Annotated in this window: 21 protein-coding genes; 7 read left to right on the top strand and 14 right to left on the bottom strand. The window is 64.4% G+C overall.

All coding sequences use genetic code 11. The annotated features are described in order from the left end of the window. Positions 1-35: 35 nt before the first annotated feature. The gene (locus AACY13_RS09600; protein WP_339461049.1) at positions 36-374 is read right to left on the bottom strand and encodes a hypothetical protein; all 339 of its coding nucleotides are present in this window, start codon (positions 372-374) and stop codon (positions 36-38) included. A 126-nt stretch (positions 375-500) separates the two neighbouring features. On the opposite strand from AACY13_RS09600, the gene AACY13_RS09595 reads away from it, so the two are divergent. The 4 genes from AACY13_RS09595 to AACY13_RS09580 all read left to right on the top strand — a co-directional run bounded on the left by AACY13_RS09595 (position 501) and on the right by AACY13_RS09580 (position 3,738). Then, positions 501-1,085 carry a DUF2796 domain-containing protein gene (locus AACY13_RS09595; protein WP_339461048.1) on the top strand — a complete coding sequence of 195 codons (585 nt, stop codon included), beginning with the start codon at positions 501-503 and terminating at the stop codon, positions 1,083-1,085. Positions 1,086-1,229: 144 nt separating this feature from the next. Further along, complete coding sequence (locus AACY13_RS09590) at positions 1,230-1,940, top strand: ABC transporter ATP-binding protein (protein ID WP_339461046.1); 711 nt, start codon at positions 1,230-1,232, stop codon at positions 1,938-1,940. A 2-nt stretch (positions 1,941-1,942) separates the two neighbouring features. Beyond that, positions 1,943-3,208 carry an ABC transporter permease gene (locus AACY13_RS09585; RefSeq protein ID WP_339461044.1) on the top strand — a complete coding sequence of 422 codons (1,266 nt, stop codon included), beginning with the start codon at positions 1,943-1,945 and terminating at the stop codon, positions 3,206-3,208. Between the two features lie 8 nt (positions 3,209-3,216). Beyond that, positions 3,217-3,738 carry a DUF3299 domain-containing protein gene (locus AACY13_RS09580; RefSeq protein ID WP_339461042.1) on the top strand — a complete coding sequence of 174 codons (522 nt, stop codon included), beginning with the start codon at positions 3,217-3,219 and terminating at the stop codon, positions 3,736-3,738. Between the two features lie 149 nt (positions 3,739-3,887). On the opposite strand, the gene AACY13_RS09575 is transcribed toward AACY13_RS09580, so the two are convergent. Genes AACY13_RS09575 through AACY13_RS09550 form a run of 6 tightly spaced genes read right to left on the bottom strand, consistent with a single transcriptional unit; the run spans position 3,888 to position 8,761 of the window. Next, a complete protein-coding gene (locus AACY13_RS09575; RefSeq protein WP_339461041.1) occupies positions 3,888-4,985 on the bottom strand; it encodes a tetratricopeptide repeat protein in 1,098 nt (365 codons plus the stop codon). Between the two features lies 1 nt (position 4,986). After that, on the bottom strand, positions 4,987-5,685 hold the full coding sequence (locus tag AACY13_RS09570) for an energy transducer TonB (protein ID WP_339461039.1): 699 nt from the start codon (positions 5,683-5,685) through the stop codon (positions 4,987-4,989). Continuing rightward, complete coding sequence (locus AACY13_RS09565) at positions 5,685-6,095, bottom strand: ExbD/TolR family protein (protein ID WP_160016213.1); 411 nt, start codon at positions 6,093-6,095, stop codon at positions 5,685-5,687. The genes AACY13_RS09570 and AACY13_RS09565 overlap by 1 nt, the downstream gene beginning before the upstream one ends. Positions 6,096-6,106: 11 nt before the next feature. Then, a complete protein-coding gene (locus AACY13_RS09560) occupies positions 6,107-6,655 on the bottom strand; it encodes a MotA/TolQ/ExbB proton channel family protein (protein WP_339461038.1) in 549 nt (182 codons plus the stop codon). Continuing rightward, positions 6,648-7,994, bottom strand: a complete 1,347-nt coding sequence (locus AACY13_RS09555) for a MotA/TolQ/ExbB proton channel family protein (RefSeq protein ID WP_339461036.1) — start codon at positions 7,992-7,994, stop codon at positions 6,648-6,650. Before AACY13_RS09555 ends, AACY13_RS09560 begins: the two co-directional genes overlap by 8 nt. Then, positions 7,991-8,761, bottom strand: coding sequence for a DUF3450 domain-containing protein (locus AACY13_RS09550; protein ID WP_339461034.1), 771 nt, complete (start codon positions 8,759-8,761; stop codon positions 7,991-7,993). The genes AACY13_RS09555 and AACY13_RS09550 overlap by 4 nt, the downstream gene beginning before the upstream one ends. A 236-nt stretch (positions 8,762-8,997) precedes the next feature. Here AACY13_RS09550 and AACY13_RS09545 point away from each other — a divergent pair, with 236 nt between their 5' ends. Then, the gene (locus tag AACY13_RS09545) at positions 8,998-9,684 is read left to right on the top strand and encodes an OmpW/AlkL family protein (RefSeq protein ID WP_339461033.1); all 687 of its coding nucleotides are present in this window, start codon (positions 8,998-9,000) and stop codon (positions 9,682-9,684) included. Positions 9,685-9,815: 131 nt separating this feature from the next. Here the strand turns inward: AACY13_RS09545 and AACY13_RS09540 are convergent, their stop codons facing one another. The 4 genes from AACY13_RS09540 to AACY13_RS09525 are packed head-to-tail and all read right to left on the bottom strand — an operon-like array spanning position 9,816 to position 13,557. Then, positions 9,816-10,748: an NAD-dependent epimerase/dehydratase family protein gene (locus AACY13_RS09540; RefSeq protein ID WP_339461032.1), complete on the bottom strand. Its 933-nt coding sequence runs from the start codon at positions 10,746-10,748 to the stop codon at positions 9,816-9,818. Then, positions 10,741-11,625 (bottom strand): sugar nucleotide-binding protein, encoded by an 885-nt coding sequence (locus AACY13_RS09535; protein ID WP_339461031.1) that lies wholly within the window; start codon positions 11,623-11,625, stop codon positions 10,741-10,743. Before AACY13_RS09535 ends, AACY13_RS09540 begins: the two co-directional genes overlap by 8 nt. Before the next feature lie 22 nt (positions 11,626-11,647). Then, positions 11,648-12,151: a single-stranded DNA-binding protein gene (locus AACY13_RS09530; protein ID WP_339461030.1), complete on the bottom strand. Its 504-nt coding sequence runs from the start codon at positions 12,149-12,151 to the stop codon at positions 11,648-11,650. Between the two features lie 17 nt (positions 12,152-12,168). After that, a complete protein-coding gene (locus AACY13_RS09525; protein ID WP_339461028.1) occupies positions 12,169-13,557 on the bottom strand; it encodes an MFS transporter in 1,389 nt (462 codons plus the stop codon). 134 nt (positions 13,558-13,691) lie between these two features. On the opposite strand from AACY13_RS09525, the gene uvrA reads away from it, so the two are divergent. Then, the gene (gene uvrA / locus AACY13_RS09520) at positions 13,692-16,532 is read left to right on the top strand and encodes an excinuclease ABC subunit UvrA (RefSeq protein WP_339461026.1); all 2,841 of its coding nucleotides are present in this window, start codon (positions 13,692-13,694) and stop codon (positions 16,530-16,532) included. 149 nt (positions 16,533-16,681) lie between these two features. Next, positions 16,682-17,950, top strand: a complete 1,269-nt coding sequence (locus tag AACY13_RS09515) for a M14 family zinc carboxypeptidase (RefSeq protein WP_339461024.1) — start codon at positions 16,682-16,684, stop codon at positions 17,948-17,950. A gap of 56 nt (positions 17,951-18,006) precedes the next feature. Here the strand turns inward: AACY13_RS09515 and bfr are convergent, their stop codons facing one another. The 3 genes from bfr to AACY13_RS09500 all read right to left on the bottom strand — a co-directional run bounded on the left by bfr (position 18,007) and on the right by AACY13_RS09500 (position 22,334). Then, entirely contained in the window at positions 18,007-18,471 is a 465-nt protein-coding gene (bfr, locus tag AACY13_RS09510; RefSeq protein WP_339461023.1) for a bacterioferritin, read from the bottom strand. Positions 18,472-18,628: 157 nt separating this feature from the next. Then, a complete protein-coding gene (gene katG / locus AACY13_RS09505) occupies positions 18,629-20,776 on the bottom strand; it encodes a catalase/peroxidase HPI (RefSeq protein ID WP_339461021.1) in 2,148 nt (715 codons plus the stop codon). Positions 20,777-20,954: 178 nt separating this feature from the next. Then, positions 20,955-22,334: a Na+/H+ antiporter NhaC family protein gene (locus tag AACY13_RS09500; protein ID WP_339461019.1), complete on the bottom strand. Its 1,380-nt coding sequence runs from the start codon at positions 22,332-22,334 to the stop codon at positions 20,955-20,957. Between the last annotated feature and the right edge of the window lie 52 nt (positions 22,335-22,386).

The following is a 22,386-nucleotide window of genomic DNA, read 5'->3' as shown; positions in this document are numbered from 1 at the left end:
ATCGATAACTTGCCCTTGTGCTGCGTCAGCACTTGTCAACCAACCCAGTGGTAGATCGGCGCATCCACCCCGGTCTCCATCCGCACCTGGGCGCAATGGCGCAGACGCACCAGCAGGCGCTTGCCAGCGGCATCTCCGCCCGCCAGCCCTGACAATTGCCCAAGCAGTTGCGGCCCTTCGATCTGCCCGGCCTGGCGCAGCAATTCCAGGGTGGTCTGCCACAAGGCATCGTCGGCCCCTGATGCGGCAACTGCTGCCGGCGCAGACACCGTCTCGAGGGGGATGTGCTGGGCCAGCTGCGCCCAATCCTGTGCATCCAGCTCGACCGTCAGGTCCACCGGCCAGGCCCCGATCTGTCCACGAATTCGCACCATCACTCTGCCCTCAACTGATCAGCCGCCATGCTCCCACGCCAGCAGCGGGCCGCCAAGCAAGGCTGGCCATGGACACCAGAAAATTGTTATAACGTAACGCTTGATTGTTTCTGTCCGGAGTCCACCATGCGCTGCCTGCTACTTGCCCTGCCTTTCGCCCTGCTGCCCCTTGCCGCCACGGCGGCCGAACACGATCACGACCACGATCACGATCACGCCGAGCACGGCAGCCTGGATGCCCATGAGCACGGTGCGGCGCGGCTCAACGTGGTACTCGAGGGCCAGGCGCTGGAACTGGAGCTGGAAAGCCCGGCGATAAACCTGGTGGGGTTCGAGCATGCCGCCAAGAGCGAAGCCGATAAAGCCAGGGTCGCCGCCGCTCGCAAGCAGCTACAAGACCCGCAGGCGCTGTTCGGCCTAGGTGCGGGCGACTGCGCAGTGGCCGAGACTGAGCTGGAAAGCCCGCTGTTTGAGGAGGACGAGCATGAACACGAGGAGGAGCACCATGCCCACGACAAGGACAGCGAGCACAGCGATATCCATGCGCACTATCAACTCGACTGCAAACAGCCCGGTGAGCTGCAGCAATTGAACCTGGGCGAACTGTTCAAGCGCTTCCCCGCCACCGAGAAAATTCAGGTACAACTGATCGGCCCGAATGGCCAGCAGGGCCTGGAGCTGACGCCCGCACAGCCGACCCTGAGTTTCTGACGTCGCAGCACTGTAGGAGCCAGCTTGCTGTGGTTCGGCAGTCCGACGATGCTTTTGCTTCGCTGATCGCCAGCAAGCTGGCTCCTACAACAAGCACAAGAGCAGCCACCAAGAACAGGTAGCGTGCCCCTAATCGAGTGTTCCATGAGTTCAGCCCTGATCCAACTGTCCAACCTCGGCTTTGCCTGGCCCGGCCAGCCCGAGCTGCTGGACATCGAAGCGTTCACCCTGCAACGCGGCGAAAGCCTGTTTCTCAAAGGCCCCAGTGGCAGCGGCAAGACCACCCTGCTGGGCCTGCTCGGCGGCGTGCAGAAGCCCAACCGCGGCAGCATCCAGCTGCTCGATCAAGACCTGAGCCAGCTGTCGGCCAGCGCCCGCGACCGCTTCCGCGTCGATCACACCGGCTATATCTTCCAGCAGTTCAACCTGCTGCCGTTCCTCTCGGTACGCGAGAACGTCGAACTGCCCTGTCACTTCTCCAAACTGCGCGCCAATCGCGCGGTGCAACGCCACGGCAGCGTGGATAACGCCGCTGCAGCCCTGCTCGCCCACCTGGGCCTGGATGAAACCAGCCTGCTCGAGCGCCGCGCCGGTGACCTGTCGATCGGCCAGCAGCAACGTGTGGCCGCCGCTCGCGCACTGATCGGCCAGCCGGAGCTGGTGATCGCCGACGAACCCACCTCGGCCCTGGATGCCGACGCCCGCGAAGCCTTTCTCGAACTGCTGTTCGCCGAATGCCGCGAAGCCGGTTCCAGCCTGCTATTTGTCAGCCACGACCAGAGCCTGGCGCGCTTATTCGACCGCAGTCTGTCGCTGGCCGAGCTGAACAAAGCCACCCGTTTGGCGGAGATTTAACGATGTATCTACTGCGCCTCGCCCTGGCCAGCCTGGGCAACCGCCGCTTTACCGCCTGGCTGACGGTGTTCGCCATCGCGCTCTCTGTGTGTTTGTTGCTCGCGGTCGAGCGGGTGCGCACCGAGGCCCGCGCCAGCTTTGCCAACACCATCAGCGCCACCGACCTGATTGTCGGCGCGCGCTCGGGCAGCGTGAACCTGCTGCTCTATTCGGTATTCCGCATCGGCAATGCCACCAACAATATCCGCTGGGACAGCTTCGAGCAGTTTGCCCAGCACCGTCAGGTCAAGTGGGCCATCCCGATTTCCCTCGGTGATTCGCACCGCGGCTACCGGGTGATGGGCACCAGCCCGGCGTACTTCGAACACTACCGTTACGCCCGCAGCCAGCCGTTGCAGCTGAACGGCGGCCGCGCCTTTGCCGATGACCCGTTCGAGGTGGTGCTCGGCGCGGAAGTGGCCCAGGCCCTCAACTACCAACTGGGTCAGGAACTGGTGCTGGCCCATGGCGTGGCCACCATCAGCCTGGTCAAGCATGACGACAAGCCGTTCAAGGTGGTCGGCATCCTCAAACGCACCGGCACGCCAGTGGACCGTACCCTGCATATCTCCCTGGCCGGCATGGAAGCCCTGCACGTCGACTGGCAGAACGGCATGCCTGCACGCGGCGCGAGCAAGATCAGTGCCGAACAGGCGCGGGCCATGGACCTGCAACCCAAGCAGATCACCGCGTTTCTGTTAGGCCTGAACAGCAAGATCGCCACCTTCAGCCTGCAACGGGAGATCAACGAATTTCGTGGCGAGCCGCTGCTGGCGATCCTGCCCGGCGTGGCCCTGCAGGAGTTGTGGAGCCTGATGGGCACCGCCGAGAAAGCGCTGTTCGTGGTGTCGCTGTTTGTCGTGCTGACCGGGCTGATCGGCATGCTCACGGCGATTCTCACCAGCCTTAACGAGCGCCGCCGGGAAATGGCGATTCTGCGCTCGGTCGGCGCGCGGCCCTGGCATATCGCCAGCCTGTTGATCGTCGAGGCCTTTGCCCTGGCCCTGGCGGGTGTGCTGCTCGGTTTGCTGTTGCTGTACCTGGGTATCGCCGCGGCCCAGGGCTATGTGCAGGCGAATTACGGCCTGTACCTGCCCCTGAACCTGCCGACCCGCTATGAGTGGACGCTGCTCGGCGCTATCCTGAGCGCCGCCCTGCTGATGGGCTGTGTTCCGGCCTGGCGCGCGTATCGCCAATCCCTGGCCGATGGTTTATCGATCCGTTTATGAGGTTTTCCATGCACCGCTCCCTGCTCGCCACCCTGCTGCTCACCCTGGCCCTGCCTCTGGCGGCTGCCGAGGTGCGCGAGCTGACCTGGGCGGAAATGGTCCCGGCCGATGCGCCACCACAAGCCGTTGAGCCGGCACCGATCCACGACCTCTCGCAGCTGGCCGACGCCCTTGCCGAATCCGGTGCGGCGGCCATGCAGCAATCGCCCGCCGCACCGGTGGTGGAAGAGCTGAATGGTCAGTCGATAAAACTGCCGGGCTATATCGTGCCGCTGGATGTCACCGATGAAGGCCGGGTGACCGAGTTTCTCCTGGTGCCCTACTTCGGCGCGTGCATCCACGTGCCGCCACCGCCGTCGAATCAGATCGTCCATGTCACCAGCGAGCTGGGCGTGTTGCTCGATGAGCTGTACCAGCCGTTCTGGATCGAGGGCCCACTCAAGGTCGAACAGACCAGCAGCGAGCTGGCCGAAGCCGGCTACCAGATGGAAGCCGAGAAGATTTACGCCTACGAGCTGCCGGATAGCTGAATGCTTCCATCCGTAGGGTGCGCCATGCGCACCAGTTCTCACCTAGGAGCCTGTCCGGCTTTTCCGCAGTAGAGCAGCGTTACGTCCGACAGGCTCCCAGGCCTGCATTCGGTGCGCACGGCGCACCCTACGGTTAATCGCGACAGGCTTCAGCCCGCGCTGGCCAGGTGTTTTTCCCGCCGATAACTCAACTCGCTTTCCGCCCAGTTACGCCAGGCGCGCACCTTGCTGCGTTCGGCACCGGCACGCTCGGCCTTGGCCAGGGCGTCGAGCCCAGCCTGCCAGCGCGCCTGCTCCAGTTCCAGCTGGGCCAGGTTCAGCCAGTGTTTGGCGCTGCCCGAACGCTGCGCCAGCTCGCGGAAGATCAGCGCCGCCTTGCTGCGTTCGCGGGCCTGCCACCAGAGCAGCCCCAAGCGCTCCTCGCGGGCACTGGTGCGCGGCAGCAGGCCCTGATCGAGCATGCCAGCGAGCAGCTTGGCCCCCTGCCAGGGTTGGTCGGCGGCCCCGGCCAGCAGCACCAGGTTATCCAGTTCGCCTTCATTGAAGCGCAGGCCCTTCTGGTACGCCGTACGCAGGGTCGCCAGCGACTTGTCATAACTGCCGCTCAGCTGCTGCAAGGCCGCCAGCTGACGCCAGCCCTGGGCGTTATTCGGCTGACGCGCCAGCAGTCGCCGCTGCCAGCGCTCGGCGGCGGCGTATTTTTTCAGGTCGGCGTTTACCGCGACGAGAAACTGCAGCCAGCTATCGGCGGCCTGCGGATTGGCCTGCACATAGCGCTCGGCCAGGGGCAGCGCCTTGGCGGGCTGGCCGAGGCCCTGATAGGCCTGCACCAGCATTTGCAGCACCTCCTCGTCGGCATTGGCCTGCCCCGGCGCGAGCAGGGTCACCACCTGGGCGTAACGGCGCTCTACCAGGTTCAGACGGGCCAGATTCAACGTCTCGGCGGCCTGCAGCTCGGCATCCAGCTTGCCGCTCTTGAGCACCTTGTCCAGCAGCTCGATGGCCTTGCCGTTGCGGCCTTCGGCCCAGGCCAGATAGCCCTCGCTGCGCCACAGCAAGGCTTCTTCCAGGCTCCCAGACTTGCCCGAGACGCCCGCCATGGCACGGCGCGCGGCCGCGTAGTCACCCTTCTTCTGCGCGGCCTGCGCCGTATCCAGCGCGCGAAACACGCCCGGATCGACACTTTGCCCAGCCGCCTGCGCGGCACCTGCGCCACACAGCGCGATCAGCAACACTAGACGATACATATCAGCGACCTCCTTCCAGGCGGAAGTACAGGGTTTTCACCGCTTCGCGGGCCACCGCCAGGCCGCCCTCGGTGCGTGGGGCAAAACGCCAGCGCACGGCGGCGCGGCGGGCTTCGCGTTCGAACACGTTCTGCGGACTGGCTTCGATAACCCGCAGGTTTTCCACCGCCCCCGCACGGTTGATGGTGAACGCCAGTTTCACGTGGCCTTCGATGCCGCGCTGCAAGGCATAACGCGGGTAATCCGGGCTGACATCGTTGAGCGGCATCACTTCACTTTCCGGGCCGCCCGGCTGACCACCGGCATCGCTGGGGGCGGGAGCGCCGGGCGTCGCCACGCTGGGGGCCGAGGCACCCGCCGCCAGCCCCGTCAGGCTCGGGGTCGGCGCGCTGTTGACGGCGATCCCGCTGCTCAGGCTCGGCACCGGCAAATCCAGGGCCGGCAGGTTGGCGCTCGGGGTGGCCGCCATCGGCGTCGGTGGCGTCGGTGGCTGCGGCGTTTGTGCTTGCGGCGGCTGCGGAGCCTGCTGACGGGTGCGCGTCGCGGTATCGCTGGAATTGCCGTCCAGGCGGACGAAATTGGCCACCGTCAGCGGCTCATCGCTCGGCGTGCTACTGGGCGGCGCGACCATGTAGAGCATCAGGGCGAACAGCGCCAGCGCCATCACACAGGCCGCGACAAAGGACAGTGGCAAACGCATCAAAGCGCTCCCGCCGTAGCGGCCAGGGCGACATCCTGCACGCCCGCCAGGCGCGCCTGATCCATCACCTGCACCACCAGACCGGTGCGTGCATCCTGATCGGCCTGCACCACCACCGCGCCGTCCGGCTGGTCGACGCGCATACGCTCGACGTGGGCGCGCACGCTGCGCACATCGACGACTTTCTTGTCCATCCACACCTGCCCATCGGCGGTGATGGCGATGAGGATATTGCCTTTGTCCTGCGGGCTGGCGGTTTCCGCCTGGGGCCGCTGCACTTCGACGCCGGCTTCCTTGATAAAGGAGCTGGTGACGATAAAGAAGATCAGCATGATAAAGACCACGTCGAGCATAGGCGTGAGGTCGATGCCGGTGTCTTCGTCTTGCTGGTGGTGACGGCGCATTCTCATGTTTTGCAGTCTCAGTCGTGACGCAGCTGGTCGGCCAGCCGCTCTAGGGCCCGGCGGGCATCGCGTTCGAGGCGCGCCAGGCTGAACAATCCACTAATCGCCAACACCATGCCGGCCATGGTCGGCAGAGTCGCCTGCCAGACCCCGGCCGCCATGCCGCGCGGGTTACCGGTGCCGTTGATGGCCAGCACGTCGAACACCGCGACCATGCCGCTGACCGTGCCGAGCAGGCCCAGCAGCGGGTACATCGCCACCAGGGTCTTGCTCAGGCGCAGCGGCCCAAGCAGGTGCTGCTGCGCCTGGGCCAGCCAGGCGCTGCGCACCGCGCGCTGCCAGTTGCCGCTGTCGTCGCTCAGCACCTGCTGCCAGGCCTGACGGCGTTCGCGGACCCACTCCGGGAAAACCCGGCGCATATACCAGAAGCGCTCGAATACCAGGGTCCAGAACACCACGCAGAGGCCGGCCAGCGCCCACATCACCACGCCACCGGCGCTCATGAAATCGAGCAGGGCATGGCTGCTGTCGACCAGGCGCAACCACAGCGCCAGCCAATCAGTCACGGCGCGGTGCCCCCGACAGGTGCAGGGCAACCAGCCCGGCACTTTGCTGCTCGAGCAGCTGGATCAGGCTCTTGCTGCGGCTGGCCAGCAGGGTGTGCAGGAACAGCAGCGGAATCGCCACCACCAGGCCCAGCACGGTGGTCACCAGCGCCTGGGAGATGCCGTCGGCCATCAGCCGCGAATCGCCGCCACCGCCCTGGGTGATGGCCTGGAAGGTGACGATCATGCCGGTCACGGTGCCCAGCAGACCGAGCAGCGGTGCCACGGCGCAGAGCAGCTTGAGCAGGCCCTGGCCTTTTTCCAGCGGCGGGGTTTCCTGCAGGATCGCCTCGTCGAGTTTCAGCTCCAGGGTTTCCAGATCCGCCAGCTGTGGCTTCGGCCCCAGCACGCCGATGATCCGCCCCAGCGGGTTGTCGCTGCGCGGCGCACTCAGGTCATGCATCTGGGTATCCACACCGCGGCCCACGCGGGTCAGGTAGACCATGCGCCAGATCGCCAGGAGCAGACCGAATGCGCCGAGGGCCAGAATCACCCCGCCGACCAGGCCGCCCTGCTGCACGCGATCCCACAGTTTTGGCTGACGCTGCAACTGCGCCAGCCAGGTGCCACGGCTCGGGTCAACCGGCAGGCTGGCGACCGCCGCACTGCTATCCAGATAGTCCGCGACCCGGCCCAACCCGGAAGGCTGGCGCGACGGTTCCAGCAGCTCGCCGGCATCGGCGTCGTAGCGCAGAAAGGCATCCGCGCCATAGGCGGAGAACGTGCCGACCCGCAGCACATCCTGCGGCTTACGCGTGCCGTCGGCGGCCACTACCGGCAATTGCAGCTGCTCGACCCGGCCGCTGGCGGTCAGGTCTTCAAGCAACAGCATCCAGTAGCCATCGAGGTCGGCGGCCGACGGCAACGTGCGGCTTTCGGCCAGTGCCTTGAGCTGCGCCAGGCGCTCGGGGTACTGGGCATTGAGCAGGCTGTCCTGCCACTGGCCGGCGACATCGCCAGCGCTCTGGCGCACCACGCCGAACAGTTCGCCGAGGTGGCCGACGCGCTGGGTCAGCAGTTTTTCCTGTTCGGCCAACAGGTTTTCCTGGCGATCGAACTCGGCTTTCAGCTGGTCGGCCTCGGCCTTTTGCGTGGCCAGGGCACTGCGCGCGCTGGCCAGCAGCTGGGCCCGCTCGCCGCGCTCGGCAATAAAGGCCTGCTCGCGGCTTTGCATGGCGCTGACTTCAGCCGCGCGCTCGCTGCGAATACGCTGCAGCAGTTGATCCGGGCTCAGCGGTTCGGCAGCACCAGCCAGGGCGGGCAGCAGGGCCAGGGTAAAAGCGAGAACACGACGATTCATGGCTTGGCCTCCAGCGCCAGGGTCTTCACGGGCAGGTCAAGCAAGGCCGGGGCCTGCTCCTGGCGGGCAATTGCAATGGCCTGACGCAACGGCCGCCGGGCGCTGCCGTCGAGGACTTGCCAACTGCGGGTTTGCGGGTTCCACCAGCCGCTTTCATGGCCATCGAGGGTCTGGAAATACAGCATTACGCGGCCCAGACGGAGGAACTCGACGCTGCGCGCAGTGCCTTCACTTGGCAGCTCGCCACGCCAGGCTTCCAGGGTGCGGCCGTAGTCGCTTTCCACCTGATAGGCCTCGAGGATGCGCCGGTATTTCTCCGCCAGGCTGACATCGGCCCGCGGCAGCAACTCCTGCAGCTGGGCCAGGCGGTCGCTGCGCTCGTCGGGCAGGAAGGGCAGATCGGCGGCGATAAATTCGCCCAGCACCTCGACCATGCGGCGCATCTGCGGGGTTACCGCCTCCTGGGTGCGCTCGATGCCATCGAGCTGCGCCTGATAGCCGCTCAGCTCCTTGCGCTGAGCGGCGACCAGCTCGCGCAACTGGGCGTTATAACCTTGCAAAGCTTCGGCCTGCTGCAAGGCGTTGCGGTACTCGGCAAGCATTTCCCGGCTGGCGTCATCGAGTTGCTCGATGCGCGCCTGGGAGGCCTTGGCTTCGGCGGCCAGGCGCTGGCTTTCGTCCAGCGCCGCGTCCAGGGATGTCGCCGCAAGCGGCGCACTGGCCAGAACCAGGGCAACCGCCAGCAAGCGCGTCGACACGAGGGGCATTAGAGATTCCTTGAGAGGGCGTTTTAAAGAGAAGCATTATCAACTGCATTAACCGCCTCGGCAACCGTCGGCCAGAAGAGAAATGCAGTTCCCCTCCCCCAGAAGCCCCTGACGACAGCGAAGCGCTAAAGATTTAGATAGCAGGCTAATCTATTGAGCTGGATCAAAAGATGATTTTTCCGCAGGCCTAAGATCGCACTCAGCCAATACGAACCGATGCTTTCTGGGAGCACACCATGCGTAAATCTCTGCTTACCGCCTCTTTGCTGGCCCTGTCCATCGCCGCCCCCATGGCTCACGCCTACCAGGCGGGCGACATTATCGTGCGCGCCGGCGCGATCACCGTCGACCCGCACGAAAGCAGCAGCGACATCTGGGTTGGCGCACTGAACAGCGATGTGGCGGGCACCAAGGCGACCCTGGACAGCGACACCCAGCTGGGCCTGAACTTCGCCTATATGCTGACCAGCAACATCGGCATCGAGCTGCTGGCGGCCACCCCATTCAGCCATAACGTCGGCGTAAAAGGCATGCCGGGCCCCTTTGCCGGCCTCAACGGCAACCTGGGCGAACTCAAGCACCTGCCACCGACCCTGAGCGTCCTCTACTACCCGCTCGACGCGGCCTCGGCCTTCCAGCCCTACGTCGGTGCCGGCATCAACTACACCTGGTTCTTCGACACCGAGCTGAGCAGCGCAGCCGAAGACAAAGGCTTCAGCGGCCTGGACATGAAAGACTCCTGGGGCCTCTCGGCGCAGGTGGGCATGGACTACATGCTGACCGACAACATCATGCTCAACGCCCAGGTGCGCTATATCGACATCGACACCACCGGCACCACCTCGTTCGGCGGGGCCAAGGTCAAGGTCGATGTGGACGTCGACCCGATGGTGTACATGGTCGGCCTGGGCTACAAGTTCTAAGCCTTGCCGCCATAAAAAATTGCCTGGAGCAGCCTGTCGCGTCGTACAGCGACGGCCCGAAGGGTGGCCGCCAGGGATGGCAGCCCATAAAAAAACCGGCCTCGATGGCCGGTTTTTCGTTTATCTGCGCGTCAAGGCTGCGCCAGCAGACGGCGCAAGCCCTCGCGCATCGGCGTTGCCTCGGGCAGCTGGTAATGCGCCTGCAACCGCTGGCTATCGGCCCGCGAATGGCGAATATCGCCGGCACGCGGAGCCTGGTAATTAACCGCCGGCAAACCGCCGCACAGCTCACCGATTTGCGCCAGCAACTGATTCAGGCTGACCGCCTGATTCCAGCCAACGTTCACCGCCCCGTCCACCACCTGCGGCGCGGTCAGGGCCTGGATCAGCAACGCCAGCAGATCTTCGATATAGAAGAAATCACGGGTCTGCTCGCCATCGCCAAATACCGTGATCGGCAGGCCCTGCTGCACCCGCCGAGTGAAGATACTGATCACCCCGGAATAGGGCGAGGAAGGGTCCTGACGCGGGCCGAAGATATTGAAGAAGCGGAAAATCGCAGGCGTAAGGCCGTGCTGACGACGATAGAAGTCCAGGTAGTGCTCACTGGCCAGCTTGTCCGCGGCGTAGGGCGTCAGTGGTGCCTTGGGCGTATCTTCGCCAATCGCCCGACCTTCGCCATTATTGCCGTACACCGCCGCGCTTGAGGCAAACAGCACGCGCTTGACGCCATGCAGACGCATGGCCTCGCAGACATTCAGGGTGCCGACGAAATTGCTCTGATGGGTGGCCACAGGATCATCCACCGAGGCCTGCACCGACGCCACCGCCGCCAGGTGGGCCACGGCCGCACAACCGGCAACCGCCTGCGCCACCACGGCCGCATCGGCCACATCCCCCTGAATAAACTGCAACCGGGGATTATCCAGCGGCAGGTTGGCCAGCTTGCCCATCGACAGGTTGTCCAGCACCCGCACGCTGTAACCCTGCGCCAGCAGCGCATCGACCAGGTGCGAGCCGATAAAGCCGGCACCGCCGGTGACCAGAATGGGGGAATCAGACATGACGGTAGTAGCGATCCAGTAGGCCCGGCAAGCCGGCGCGCCAGGCGCGCGGTTTGATGCCGAAGGTATGCAGAATTTTCTTGCAGGCGAGCACCGCGTGCTGCGGCTCCTCGGCGGCGTCCTGACGGGCCGCGTGGGCCTGAGCGGTGATCTCCTCGACCAGGTTGCTGCGGAAGTTGCGCGCCTCGCTCAGTACCGCCTGGCCCAGGGCCAGCGACGTGGTCGCCTCATGGCCGCCGTAGTGATAGGTGCCCCACAACGGGCTCTGGCAGTCGAGCTGCTTGAGCACGGCGAGGATCACCCGCGCGGCATCGTCGACCGGCGTCGGGTTGCCACGTCGGTCGTCGGCCAGTTGCAAGGTCACCTCACGCTCGGCCCGCTGGAGAAAGCGCGCCAGCAAACCATTGGCGCTGTCGTCCAGCAACCAGCCGAAACGCAGCAGCACATGACGCGGACAGGCGGCCCGCACACACTGCTCGAGCCGCCACAGCGCCTGCCCGCGGACACCCAGGGGTGCCGGCTCTTCTTTCTCGCTGTAGGCCGTGGCCCGCGAGCCGTCGAACACCCGGTAGCTGGACGGCTGCAACAAGCGAATCTGGTGGTGCTGGCAGAGCTCGGCCAGGCGCTCGACGGAACGCTTCTGGGCAGCGAAATGCGCCTCGCTGACCGCTTCGGCCTGGAACCAGTCGAAGTAGTAGGCAAGGTTGATCAGGGCATCGGGGCGAGTGTCATCGAGCAACTGGGTCAGACTGGCCGGATCCCAGCCGGACTCCGGCGGACGCGGCGCGAGAAAACCGATGTCTTCCTCGGCACCGAGACGGATCAGGGCCTGCCCCAGGGCATTACCGCCCCCCAGCAGCATCACCCGCATACGCATGATAAAGCGCTAACTCAGGAGATCAGAACGGGATATCGTCGTCGAAACTGTCGAAATCCGCGGCAGGCTGGGCCGCCTGTTGCGGAGCCGGGCGCGGTGCCGACTGCTGTGGCGCGCGCTGCGGTTCGCGTTGTGGCGCTGGGCGCTGCTGACGCGGCGCAGAGTCGCCACCGGCGTTGTCCGGACGGCCGCCGAGCAGCTGCATGGTGCCCTGCATATCGACGATGATCTCGGTGGTGTAGCGCTTGACGCCGTCTTTTTCCCACTCGCGGGTTTGCAGCTTGCCCTCGATGTACACCTGCGAACCCTTGCGCAGGTATTCGCCGGCGATCTCGGCCACCTTGCCGAACAGCGAGACGCGGTGCCACTCGGTTTTCTCGACCTTCTGCCCGGTCTGCTTGTCGGTCCACTGTTCGCTGGTGGCCAGGCTCAGGTTGGTGACCGCGTTGCCGCTCGGCAGGTAGCGGGTTTCCGGATCCTGTCCGCAGGTACCGACCAGAATGACTTTGTTAACCCCACGGGCCATAACGTTCTCCTAAGCTATCAGCAGGTCACCGGCGCCGATTCGATCAGGCGCTCAAGGGACATGCGATCCAATTGTTGGGTATCCACTTTGATATAGATGGCGGCTTCGTCACGCACCACCACGGCATCCGCCACTCCGGGCACTGCCTGTAAACGCTCGGCCAGCCCCGCGTCTTGCAAGGCCGCAACTGAAAGCGGCAGGCGCAGGCTGGTGACATAAGGCGGTTCGCGCATAGTAACAGCAAAGACCAGCCAGAGAAGAGCCATGGCGGCGCAGCCAAGGAACACGCCCGACAGGCTGTACTGCTGATACAGCCAGCCACCGAGAATACCGCCCACGGCGGCCCCGAGAAACTGACTGGTGGAATACACCCCCATCGCCGTGCCTTTGCCGCCGGCCGGTGCCACCTTGCTGATCAGCGACGGCAGCGAGGCTTCCAGCAGATTGAAGGCGGTAAAGAACACCACCATGCCCAGCACCAGGGCACGCAGGCTGCTGCCGAACAGGGCGAAAAACAGCTCACAGGCCAGCAGCACGCCGACCGCACCGAGCAGCACGGCTTTCATCCGCCGTTTCTTCTCGCCATAAATAATGAACGGCACCATGGCGAAAAAGCCCACCAGCAGCGCGGTCAGGTAGACCCACCAGTGTTCCTCCTTGGCCAGCCCGCCCTGCTCCACCAGCGCCAGGGGCAGGGCAATAAAGCTGGCCATCAGAATCGCATGCAGGGCCAGGATGCCGAAGTCCAGGCGCAACAGGTCGCCATGCCTGAGGGTCGGCAACAGCGCCTGGCGGGCCACACCGGATTCGCGATGCTGCAACGGTCCGGCCGACCCCGGCACCCAGCCGGCGACCACGACGATGCCCAGCAGGGCCATGGCCGCGGTGGCGAGAAACAGCCCGGACAGGCCGAAGGCGCGGGTCAGCAACGGGCCGACCACCATGGCCACGGCAAACGACAGGCCGATGCTCATGCCGACCATGGCCATGGCCTTGGTGCGGTGCTGCTCGCGGGTCAGATCGGAGAGCAGCGCCATCACCGCGGCGGAAATCGCCCCGGCACCCTGCAGAATGCGCCCGGCGATCACCCCCCAGATGGAGTCGGCATTAGCCGCCAGCAGGCTGCCGGCGGCAAAGATCAGCAGGCCGACATAGATCACCGGACGCCGGCCAATGCGATCACTGAGCATGCCGAAGGGAATCTGCAGGAACGCCTGGGTCAGGCCGTAGGCCCCGATGGCCAGGCCAATCAATGCCGGCGTACTGCCGCGCAGCTCCATGCCGTAGGTGGCCAGCACCGGCAGCACCATAAACATGCCGAGCATGCGGAACGCGAACACCAGCGCCAGGCCGCTGGCCGCGCGGGTTTCACTGCCGCTCATGCGCTCGCTGTGCGGATCATGCATGGGAAAGGCCCTGTCGAAATAGGCGGCGATTCTAGCAGCCCCGATGGTTACGGCACAGCAGTGACGCTTTGCCGCGCTTGCTCCCTAGGCCCTATACTCGGTGGTTTTCCGCCCGCCATGCGAGGCCGTTGTTTGTGGACAAGATTCTGATCCGGGGTGCGCGCACCCACAACCTGAAAAACATCGACCTGACCCTGCCGCGCGACAAGCTGATCGTGATCACCGGCCTGTCCGGCTCCGGCAAATCCTCACTGGCCTTCGATACCCTCTACGCCGAGGGCCAGCGCCGCTACGTCGAGTCGCTGTCGGCCTACGCCCGACAGTTCCTGTCGATGATGGAAAAGCCCGATGTCGACACCATCGAAGGCCTGTCGCCGGCGATCTCCATCGAGCAGAAATCCACCTCGCACAACCCGCGCTCCACCGTCGGCACCATCACCGAGATCTACGACTACCTGCGCCTGCTCTACGCCCGCGCCGGTATTCCGCGCTGCCCGGATCACGACCTGCCGCTGGAGGCGCAGACCGTCAGTCAGATGGTCGATCAGGTCCTGGCCCTGCCGGAAGGCAGCAAGCTGATGCTGCTGGCCCCGGTGATCCGCGAACGCAAGGGCGAGCACCTGGCGGTGTTCGACGAACTGCGCGCCCAGGGCTTCGTCCGCGTGCGGGTCAACGGCAAGATTTACGAACTGGATGAACTGCCCAAGCTGGATAAACAGAAGAAGCACAGCATCGACGCCGTGGTCGACCGCTTCAAGGCCCGCGGCGACCTGCAGCAGCGCCTGGCCGAGTCGTTCGAGACCGCGCTCAAGCTGGCCGACGGCCTGGCCCTGATCGCGCCGATGGAGGGGGAGGAAGGTGAAGAGATCATCTTCTCCGCGCGTTTCGCCTGTCCGGTGTGCGGCCACTCGATCAGCGAGCTGGAGCCCAAGCTGTTCTCCTTCAACAACCCGGCCGGTGCCTGTCCGACCTGCGACGGCCTGGGCGTGAAGCAGTTCTTCGACACCAAGCGCCTGGTCAACGGCGAGCTGACCCTGGCCGAGGGCGCGATCCGCGGCTGGGACCGGCGCAACGTCTATTACTTCCAGATGCTCGGCTCCCTCGCCGCGCATTACGGTTTCAGCCTGGAAGTACCCTTCGACGAGCTCAGCGCCGAACACCAGAAGTGCATCCTGTTCGGCAGCGCCGCGCAGAACGTCGACTTCAAGTACCTGAATGACCGGGGCGACATCGTCAAGCGCTCCCACCCCTTCGAAGGCATCGTGCCGAACCTGGAGCGGCGCTACCGCGAAACCGAATCCACCAGCGTGCGCGAGGAACTGGCCAAGTTCCTCAGCACCCAGGCCTGCCAGGATTGCCGCGGCACCCGCCTGCGCCGTGAAGCGCGGCACGTCTGGGTCGGCGAGAAGACCCTGCCGGCGGTCAGCGGCATGCCGATTGGCGATGCCACCGAGTATTTCGGCAGCCTTGCCTTGCCTGGCCGGCGCGGCGAAATCGCCGAGAAGATCCTCAAGGAAATCCGCGAGCGCCTGCAGTTTCTGGTCAACGTCGGCCTGGATTACCTGACCCTCGACCGCAGCGCCGACACCTTGTCCGGCGGCGAGGCGCAGCGTATTCGCCTGGCCAGCCAGATCGGTGCCGGCCTGGTCGGGGTGATGTATATCCTCGACGAGCCGAGCATCGGCCTGCATCAGCGCGACAACGAACGCCTGCTCGGCACCCTGCGCCACCTGCGCGATATCGGCAACACGGTGATCGTGGTCGAGCACGACGAAGACGCCATCCGCATGGCCGACTACGTGGTCGATATTGGCCCAGGTGCCGGCGTACATGGCGGCCAGATCGTCGCCCAGGGCACGGCCGCCGAAGTCATGGCCCATCCGGATTCGCTGACCGGCAAGTACCTGTCCGGGCGGGTGAAGATCGCCGTACCGGCCAAGCGCACGCCACGGGACAAGAAGCTCTCGCTGAAGATCAAGGGCGCGCGCGGCAACAACCTGCGTAACGTCGACCTGGAAATCCCGATCGGCCTGCTCACCTGCGTCACCGGGGTGTCCGGTTCGGGCAAGTCGACCCTGATCAACAACACCCTGTTCCCGTTGAGCGCCACGGCACTGAACGGCGCGACCACCCTGGAAGCCTCCGCCCACGACAGCATCGACGGCCTGCAGCACCTGGACAAGGTGGTGGATATCGACCAGAGCCCGATCGGCCGCACACCGCGCTCCAATCCGGCGACCTACACCGGCCTGTTCACCCCGATCCGCGAACTGTTCGCCGGCGTGCCCGAGTCGCGTTCGCGCGGTTATGGGCCGGGACGCTTCAGCTTCAATGTCAAGGGCGGGCGTTGCGAGGCCTGCCAGGGCGATGGCCTGATCAAGGTGGAGATGCACTTCCTGCCGGACATCTACGTGCCCTGCGACGTGTGCAAGAGCAAGCGCTACAACCGCGAAACCCTGGAAGTTAAGTACAAAGGCAAGAGCATCACCGAAGTGCTCGACATGACCATCGAGGAAGCGCGGCTGTTCTTCGATGCCGTGCCGGCCCTGGCGCGCAAGCTGCAGACCCTGATGGATGTCGGCCTGTCCTATATCAAGCTGGGCCAGAGCGCGACCACCCTGTCCGGCGGCGAGGCGCAGCGGGTCAAGCTGTCCCGCGAGCTGAGCAAGCGCGACACCGGCAAGACCCTGTATATCCTCGACGAGCCGACCACCGGCCTGCACTTCGCCGATATCCAGCAGCTGCTCGATGTGCTCCATCGCCTGCGCGACCACGGCAACACCGTGGTGGTGATCGAGCACAACCTGGACGTGATCAAGACCGCCGACTGGCTGGTGGATCTCGGCCCGGAAGGCGGTTCCAAAGGCGGCCAGATCATCGCCGTCGGCACCCCGGAAGAAGTCGCCGAGATGCCGCAGTCGCATACCGGCTACTTCCTCAAGCCACTGCTGGAACGCGACCGCATCGCCAGCTAAAGCCGATGGCTTACCGAGATTTTGTCGCCGCCGCGATAAAACCTCGGCAGCCTCTCGGCGAACGCAACCTCTGCGCCCGGGCCAGGTCAAACTGGAGTCCCCCGGGCAGTGCTGGCGGGACATCCCGTCTTCTACAAGGAGAGTTCCCGATGCGCCTGACGTTTGCCACCCTCCTGCTCGGAGCAGGTCTTACCCCAGCGCTTGCCGCTGCCGCCCAACCCAATGGCCCCTGGCTCAACGAACAACAGCAGGTCTCGCTCGAAGGCTTTATGAGCAATGCTCAGCTGTATGAGCAACTCGCCGGCGTGGCGCGCCGCTCCGGCGGCGTGCTCAGCCTCGAACAGACCGGCACCAGCGGCGAAGGCCAGCCGATCTGGCTGGCGCGCCTGGGTAAGCCGGATAACCCCGCGGTGATGATCATCACCCAGCAGCACGGCAATGAGCCCCACGGCACCGAAGCGGCCCTCGACCTGATCCGCCAGCTGGCGGCCGGCGGCTCGTTCGCCGAGCAGGTGCTGGCCAACCTGCAAGTGCTGTTTATTCCCCGGGTCAATCCAGACGGCACCGCACTGGCCACCCGCGGCAATATCGATTTCAGCGCGCCGCAAACCAGCGCCAGCTGCCTACGCGCCGACGGCAGCCTGGACCCGAGCAAGCTCGACCAGGGCCTGGGTGCCAATGTCACCGCCTATAGCCCCGAAGAGGGGCCGCGCCAATGGAGCTACGACATCAACCGCTACCACTGGCCGGACTGGAGCCAGAGCACCCAGGTGCTGTGCAATCCGGGGCTGGCCGAGCAGGCGCATTTCAATCCAGGCCGCAACCCGGTGCCGGAAGCCCTGGCGGTACGCAGCGCCTATGACCGCTATCAACCCATGTGGATGGTCGATGTACACAACCAGAACCCGGCCGTGGTACTCGACGACGCCGACCCCGAGGCCAATCGTCCCGGACGCCAGATAACCGCCTCCATCGCCTGGCCGACCCACGCCGAGGTTGCTCAGGAGGCGGTCGACCTGTCGAAGCAGATGGCCCTGGTGATGAAAAAGCGTTCCATGCAAATCGGCCATATGGAAGTCAGCAACTACTTCTACCAGCGCCCGGACGGCAGCATTCGCCGTGGCGGCGGCGAACCCGGCATTGCCCGCAACGCCTATGCGCTGCTGGCCAGCGAGAGCCTGGCCAAGGGGGCCGAGGGCCCACTGGGTGGCAGCATCCTGATGGAAATAACCGGGCTCAACAGCCGCGGCCAGAAGTCCATCGGCATGTTGCGCAACAACGTCAGGGAAATGCTCGAAGCCCTGCTGCTGGCCAGCGCCGACGGCAGCCTGCTGACCCAGGATCCGGCCGAGGCGGATCACCTGCTGCGCCCCGGCCAGGAAGTCGACGAGCCCCTGGCCAACCCGCACGACGAATAGCGGCACCATTAAAAAAGCCCCGATCATTTCGGGGCTTTTGGCTGCAAGCGATACGCCTACATCTGGCTCTGCAGGTAGTTCTCCAGGCCCAGCCTGTCGATCAGCCCCAGCTGGATTTCCAGCCAGTAGGCATGATCCTCCTCGGTGTCCTTGAGCTGCACCAGGAGGATATCGCGGGTCTGGTAGTCCTGGTGCTGCTCACACAGCTCGATACCCTTGCTCAAGGCCGCGCGCACCTGGTATTCCAGGGCCAGATCGAGCTTGAGCATCTCCGGCACCGTCTGGCCGAAGCTGAAGCTGTCCGGAACCATATCCGGCAGGCCTTCGAGAAACAGGATGCGCTTGAGGATGGCGTCGGCGTGCTGGGTCTCCTCCTCCATTTCGTGGTTGATCCGCTCATGGAGCTTGGCGAAGCCCATGTCCTCGTACAGACGCGAGTGGATAAAGTACTGATCGCGCGCCGCCAGCTCGCCCTTGAGCAGCATTTTCAAATAATCGATAACTTCGATATGGCCCTGCATGCCTGGAGTCCTTGCACTATCCGCTGGAATGCCGCGCATGCTGCGCATCCCGCCCCTTCGGGTCAAGGGAAAAGCACAGCGCCTCCACAAAGGGAGGCACTGCACGAGGGGGTGGAAGCCCCCGGTGGCGCGTACAGGGCGCGCCACCGGCCGCGGCTCAAGCGAGGTCGAAGCGGTCCAGGTTCATCACCTTGGTCCAGGCGGCAACGAAGTCCTTGATCAGCTTCTCCTTGCCGTCGGCGCTGGCGTAGACCTCGGCGTAGGCACGCAGCACCGAGTTGGAACCGAAGACCAGGTCGCTGCGGGTACCGGTGAACTTCACCTGGCCGCTCTTATGATCCTTGCCCTCGAACAACTCCCCGTCGCCACCCACTGCCTTCCACTCGGTGCCCATGTCCAGCAGGTTGACGAAGAAGTCGTTGCTCAACACCCCGACCTTGCCGGTGAACACGCCATGCAGGCTGCCGTCATGGTTGGCCCCCAGTACGCGCAGGCCACCGACCAGCGCGGTCAGTTCCGGCGCACTCAGCGTCAGCAACTGGGCCTTGTCGACCAGCAGGGTCTCGGTCGGCACGCCGAGCTTGCCCTTGCAGTAGTTGCGGAAGCCGTCGGCGACGGGCTCGAGCAGATCGAAGGCCTCGACATCGGTCTGATCCTGGCGGGCATCGACCCGGCCGGGCGCGAACGGCACATCCACACTGACTCCGGCGGCCTTGGCGGCCTGTTCCACGCCGACGTTACCCGCCAGCACTATTACGTCGGCCAAGGAGGCCTTGGCCGACGCCTGTTGAATCTCCACCAGCTTGCCTAGCGCCTTGATCGCCCGCTGGTTGACCGCCCAGTCCTTCTGCGGGGCCAGGGCCAGGCGCGCACCGTTGGCACCACCGCGCTTGTCGCCACCACGGAAGGTCGAAGCCGAAGCCCAGGCCACCGAGACCAGATCGCCCACCGACAAGCCACAGGCCGCGATCCTGGCCTTGAGGTCGGCAATATCGGCCGCGCTGGGGTTATGCGTGGCCGCTGGCAGCGGATCCTGCCAGATCAGGTCCTCCTTCGGCACTTCCGGACCGAGGTAGCGGGCCTTCGGCCCCATGTCGCGATGGATCAGCTTGAACCAGGCGCGGGCGAAGGCATCGGCGAAGGCCTGCGGATCGTCCAGAAAGCGCTTGGATATCTTGCCGAACTCCGGGTCGAAACGCAGGGTCAGGTCGGTGGTGAGCATGGTCGGCTTGTGAAACTTGCCCGGGATATGCGCGTCCGGAATGATCTCCGGCGCATCCTTGGCCACCCACTGCTTGGCACCGGCAGGCGACTGGGTCAGCTCCCATTCGAAATTGAACAGGTTCTCGAAGAAGTTGTTGCTCCACTGCGTAGGGGTCTTACTCCAGGTGACTTCGATGCCACTGGAGATGCTGTCCTTACCGTGACCGCTGCCGAAGTTACTGACCCAGCCCAGGCCCTGGGCCTCGATCGGTGCCGCTTCTGGCTCCGGCCCCTTGTGCGACTCCGGCGCGGCACCGTGAGCCTTGCCGAAGGTATGACCACCGGCGATCAGGGCAACGGTTTCCTCGTCGTCCATGGCCATGCGACTGAAGGTGGTGCGGATGTCCTTGGCCGCCTCGAGGTAGTCACCACTGGCGTTCGGCCCCTCCGGGTTCACATAAATCAGGCCCATATGGGTGGCACCGAAGGGCGCGGTCAGCTCGCGATCGCCGGTGACGCGTTCCGGGTCCACGCCCAGCCAGGCGATCTCCGCCCCCCAATTCACATCCAGGTCCGGTTCCCACACGTCTTCACGACCGCCAGCAAAGCCGAAGGTGCGGAAGCCCATGGATTCGAGCGCCACGTTGCCGGCGAGGATCAACAGGTCGGCCCAGGAAATCTTCTGCCCGTACTTCTGCTTGATCGGCCAGAGCAGGCGGCGTGATTTATCGATGTTGACGTTGTCCGGCCAGGAGTTCAGCGGGGCGAAACGCTGCTGGCCGCGACCGCCGCCGCCGCGCCCATCGGTGGTGCGGTAGGTGCCGGCGGCGTGCCAGGCCATACGGATCATCTGCGGACCGTAATGACCGAAGTCGGCCGGCCACCAGTCCTGGCTATCGGTCATCAGCTTGACCAGATCCGCCTTGAGTGCCTGGTAGTCGAGTTTCTTGAATTCTTCGGCGTAGTTGAAATCACCCAACGGGTTGGACTTTTCCGAGTGCTGATTCAGCAGATCCACACGCAACTGGTTCGGCCACCAATCCCTGTTGGTCGTACCGCCGCCGGCGACATGATTGAACGGGCATTTACCTGGGTTCGACATGGTTCTCTCCTCTCTCCTCATCGGGTCGGCCCATCGTCTGCAGCCAACAATGGAACAAGACTAGACCCGCTTTGCCAGGGGAACCAATTTATGAAGCGTAACAACTCAATAGTTTTTATCTTTCGTTATTCGCATAAAAAAACGGGCCAACAGGCCCGTTTCTTTATCCACGACTGACTCAGGCGATCAGGATGAAACCGACAAAGGCCAGGCCTGCCGCGATCAGGGTATAGGGCAGCTGGGTGATAGCATGACTGATCAGGTTACAACCCGAACCCTGGGCAGCCAGCACGGTCGAGTCGCTATAGAAACAGGCCTGGCTACCGAAAGCCGAAGCCGACAGCAGTGCGCCGATGGTCAGCGGGATATCCGCCTGCAGCGCATAGGCCAGAGGCATGACGATGGGGATGGTCACGGCGAAGATGCCCCAGGATGAACCCGTGGCGAAGGCCAGCACGGCCATGGACAGGAATACCATGGCGGGTAGCATCTGCGGGCTCATATAGGGCTTGAGCGACTCCACCACGTATTGCGGCAGCATCAACTGATCGCACACATCCTTGAAGATAAAGGCGGCAATCACGATACCGATGGCCGGCAGCATGGTCTTGAAACCATCGACCATCTGATCGAGCATTTCCGACAAGGGCATCAAGCGCTGCAGCAGGTAGAAGGGCACGGTGATGGCCAGGGTGGCCAGCATGCCCATCCACACATCGATATCGAAGTAGATGGTAAAGCCGATCAGCATCAGCAGCGGTACCAGGAAGTTGTAAAGCTTGCCGCCCTCCTTGTCCGCCCCGTCGAACTCCTCTTCCAGCGACTTCATCGAGTAGTTGTGCTCGGGGCTCAGCTCCCCCACATGCATGGCACCGGCCGAACCGTGACGCGCGGCCATCTCGGCTTTACGCATGGGGCCAATCGCCGGCACCACGCCAGCGGCGACCAGCAGCACCAGAATCACCGCAAACCAGGCATAGAGCATGTAGGGAATGGCCTGGATATACACACTGATACCCTCGCCAGTGGCGGCGATATCGTTGTTCTCCAGCAGCCCGCCGAAGAACACCGCCCAGGTCGACAAGGGGACCAGCACGCAGATAGGTGCCGCGGTGGAGTCCACCACATAGGCCAGCATCTCGCGGGAGATCCTGAAGCGGTCGGTGACCCGCTTCATGGTTTCGCCCACGGTCAGGGCATTGAGGTAGTCGTCGACGAAGATCACCACGCCGAGGGCAAAGGTCATCAGCAGCGAGGAACGCCGCCCCTTGGCCAGCGTCAACGCGGCACGACCGAAAGCCAAGGCACCACCGGTACGCACGAGCAAGGCGATCAGCGCGCCGAAGCTGCCGCAGACCAGGATCAACCAGCCGATGGTTTCGTCCTGCATCACCTTGAGGGAAATTGCGGAGAAGTTGTTCAACGCCTCGCTCGGTGACAGCAGCAACAAGCCGGAGATGGCACCCAGGACCAGGGCCAGGATGGGCCGCCGCAACATGACCGCCAGGATCAATACGACAGCAGGGGGAATCAGACTCAGCGCAGTAGGTTCGGACATGATGTGCAATTGTTCTTATAGGGGCCGCAATACGGCGGGAACGGAAGACCCA

Source organism: Pseudomonas sp. EA_105y_Pfl2_R69, assembly GCF_963970915.1.
Taxonomy (GTDB): Bacteria; Pseudomonadota; Gammaproteobacteria; order Pseudomonadales; family Pseudomonadaceae; genus Aquipseudomonas.
Note: the sequence above shows the minus strand (reverse complement) of the source record. Positions and strands in the feature narration are given on the sequence as shown.

Excerpts from the sequence above, each read along its gene's own strand:
- AACY13_RS09550 (WP_339461034.1), bottom strand. The coding sequence starts at position 8,761 with ATGCCCCTCGTGTCGACGCGCTTGCTGGCGGTTGCCCTGGTTCTGGCC.
- AACY13_RS09500 (WP_339461019.1), bottom strand. The coding sequence starts at position 22,334 with ATGTCCGAACCTACTGCGCTGAGTCTGATTCCCCCTGCTGTCGTATTG.
- AACY13_RS09555 (WP_339461036.1), bottom strand. The coding sequence starts at position 7,994 with ATGAATCGTCGTGTTCTCGCTTTTACCCTGGCCCTGCTGCCCGCCCTG.
- AACY13_RS09545 (WP_339461033.1), top strand. The coding sequence starts at position 8,998 with ATGCGTAAATCTCTGCTTACCGCCTCTTTGCTGGCCCTGTCCATCGCC.
- AACY13_RS09585 (WP_339461044.1), top strand. The coding sequence starts at position 1,943 with ATGTATCTACTGCGCCTCGCCCTGGCCAGCCTGGGCAACCGCCGCTTT.
- AACY13_RS09530 (WP_339461030.1), bottom strand. The coding sequence starts at position 12,151 with ATGGCCCGTGGGGTTAACAAAGTCATTCTGGTCGGTACCTGCGGACAG.
- AACY13_RS09575 (WP_339461041.1), bottom strand. The coding sequence starts at position 4,985 with ATGTATCGTCTAGTGTTGCTGATCGCGCTGTGTGGCGCAGGTGCCGCG.
- AACY13_RS09535 (WP_339461031.1), bottom strand. The coding sequence starts at position 11,625 with ATGCGTATGCGGGTGATGCTGCTGGGGGGCGGTAATGCCCTGGGGCAG.
- AACY13_RS09570 (WP_339461039.1), bottom strand. The coding sequence starts at position 5,685 with ATGCGTTTGCCACTGTCCTTTGTCGCGGCCTGTGTGATGGCGCTGGCG.
- bfr (WP_339461023.1), bottom strand. The coding sequence starts at position 18,471 with ATGCAGGGCCATATCGAAGTTATCGATTATTTGAAAATGCTGCTCAAG.
- AACY13_RS09540 (WP_339461032.1), bottom strand. The coding sequence starts at position 10,748 with ATGTCTGATTCCCCCATTCTGGTCACCGGCGGTGCCGGCTTTATCGGC.
- AACY13_RS09590 (WP_339461046.1), top strand. The coding sequence starts at position 1,230 with ATGAGTTCAGCCCTGATCCAACTGTCCAACCTCGGCTTTGCCTGGCCC.
- katG (WP_339461021.1), bottom strand. The coding sequence starts at position 20,776 with ATGTCGAACCCAGGTAAATGCCCGTTCAATCATGTCGCCGGCGGCGGT.
- AACY13_RS09565 (WP_160016213.1), bottom strand. The coding sequence starts at position 6,095 with ATGAGAATGCGCCGTCACCACCAGCAAGACGAAGACACCGGCATCGAC.
- AACY13_RS09580 (WP_339461042.1), top strand. The coding sequence starts at position 3,217 with ATGCACCGCTCCCTGCTCGCCACCCTGCTGCTCACCCTGGCCCTGCCT.
- AACY13_RS09600 (WP_339461049.1), bottom strand. The coding sequence starts at position 374 with ATGGTGCGAATTCGTGGACAGATCGGGGCCTGGCCGGTGGACCTGACG.
- AACY13_RS09525 (WP_339461028.1), bottom strand. The coding sequence starts at position 13,557 with ATGCATGATCCGCACAGCGAGCGCATGAGCGGCAGTGAAACCCGCGCG.
- AACY13_RS09595 (WP_339461048.1), top strand. The coding sequence starts at position 501 with ATGCGCTGCCTGCTACTTGCCCTGCCTTTCGCCCTGCTGCCCCTTGCC.
- AACY13_RS09515 (WP_339461024.1), top strand. The coding sequence starts at position 16,682 with ATGCGCCTGACGTTTGCCACCCTCCTGCTCGGAGCAGGTCTTACCCCA.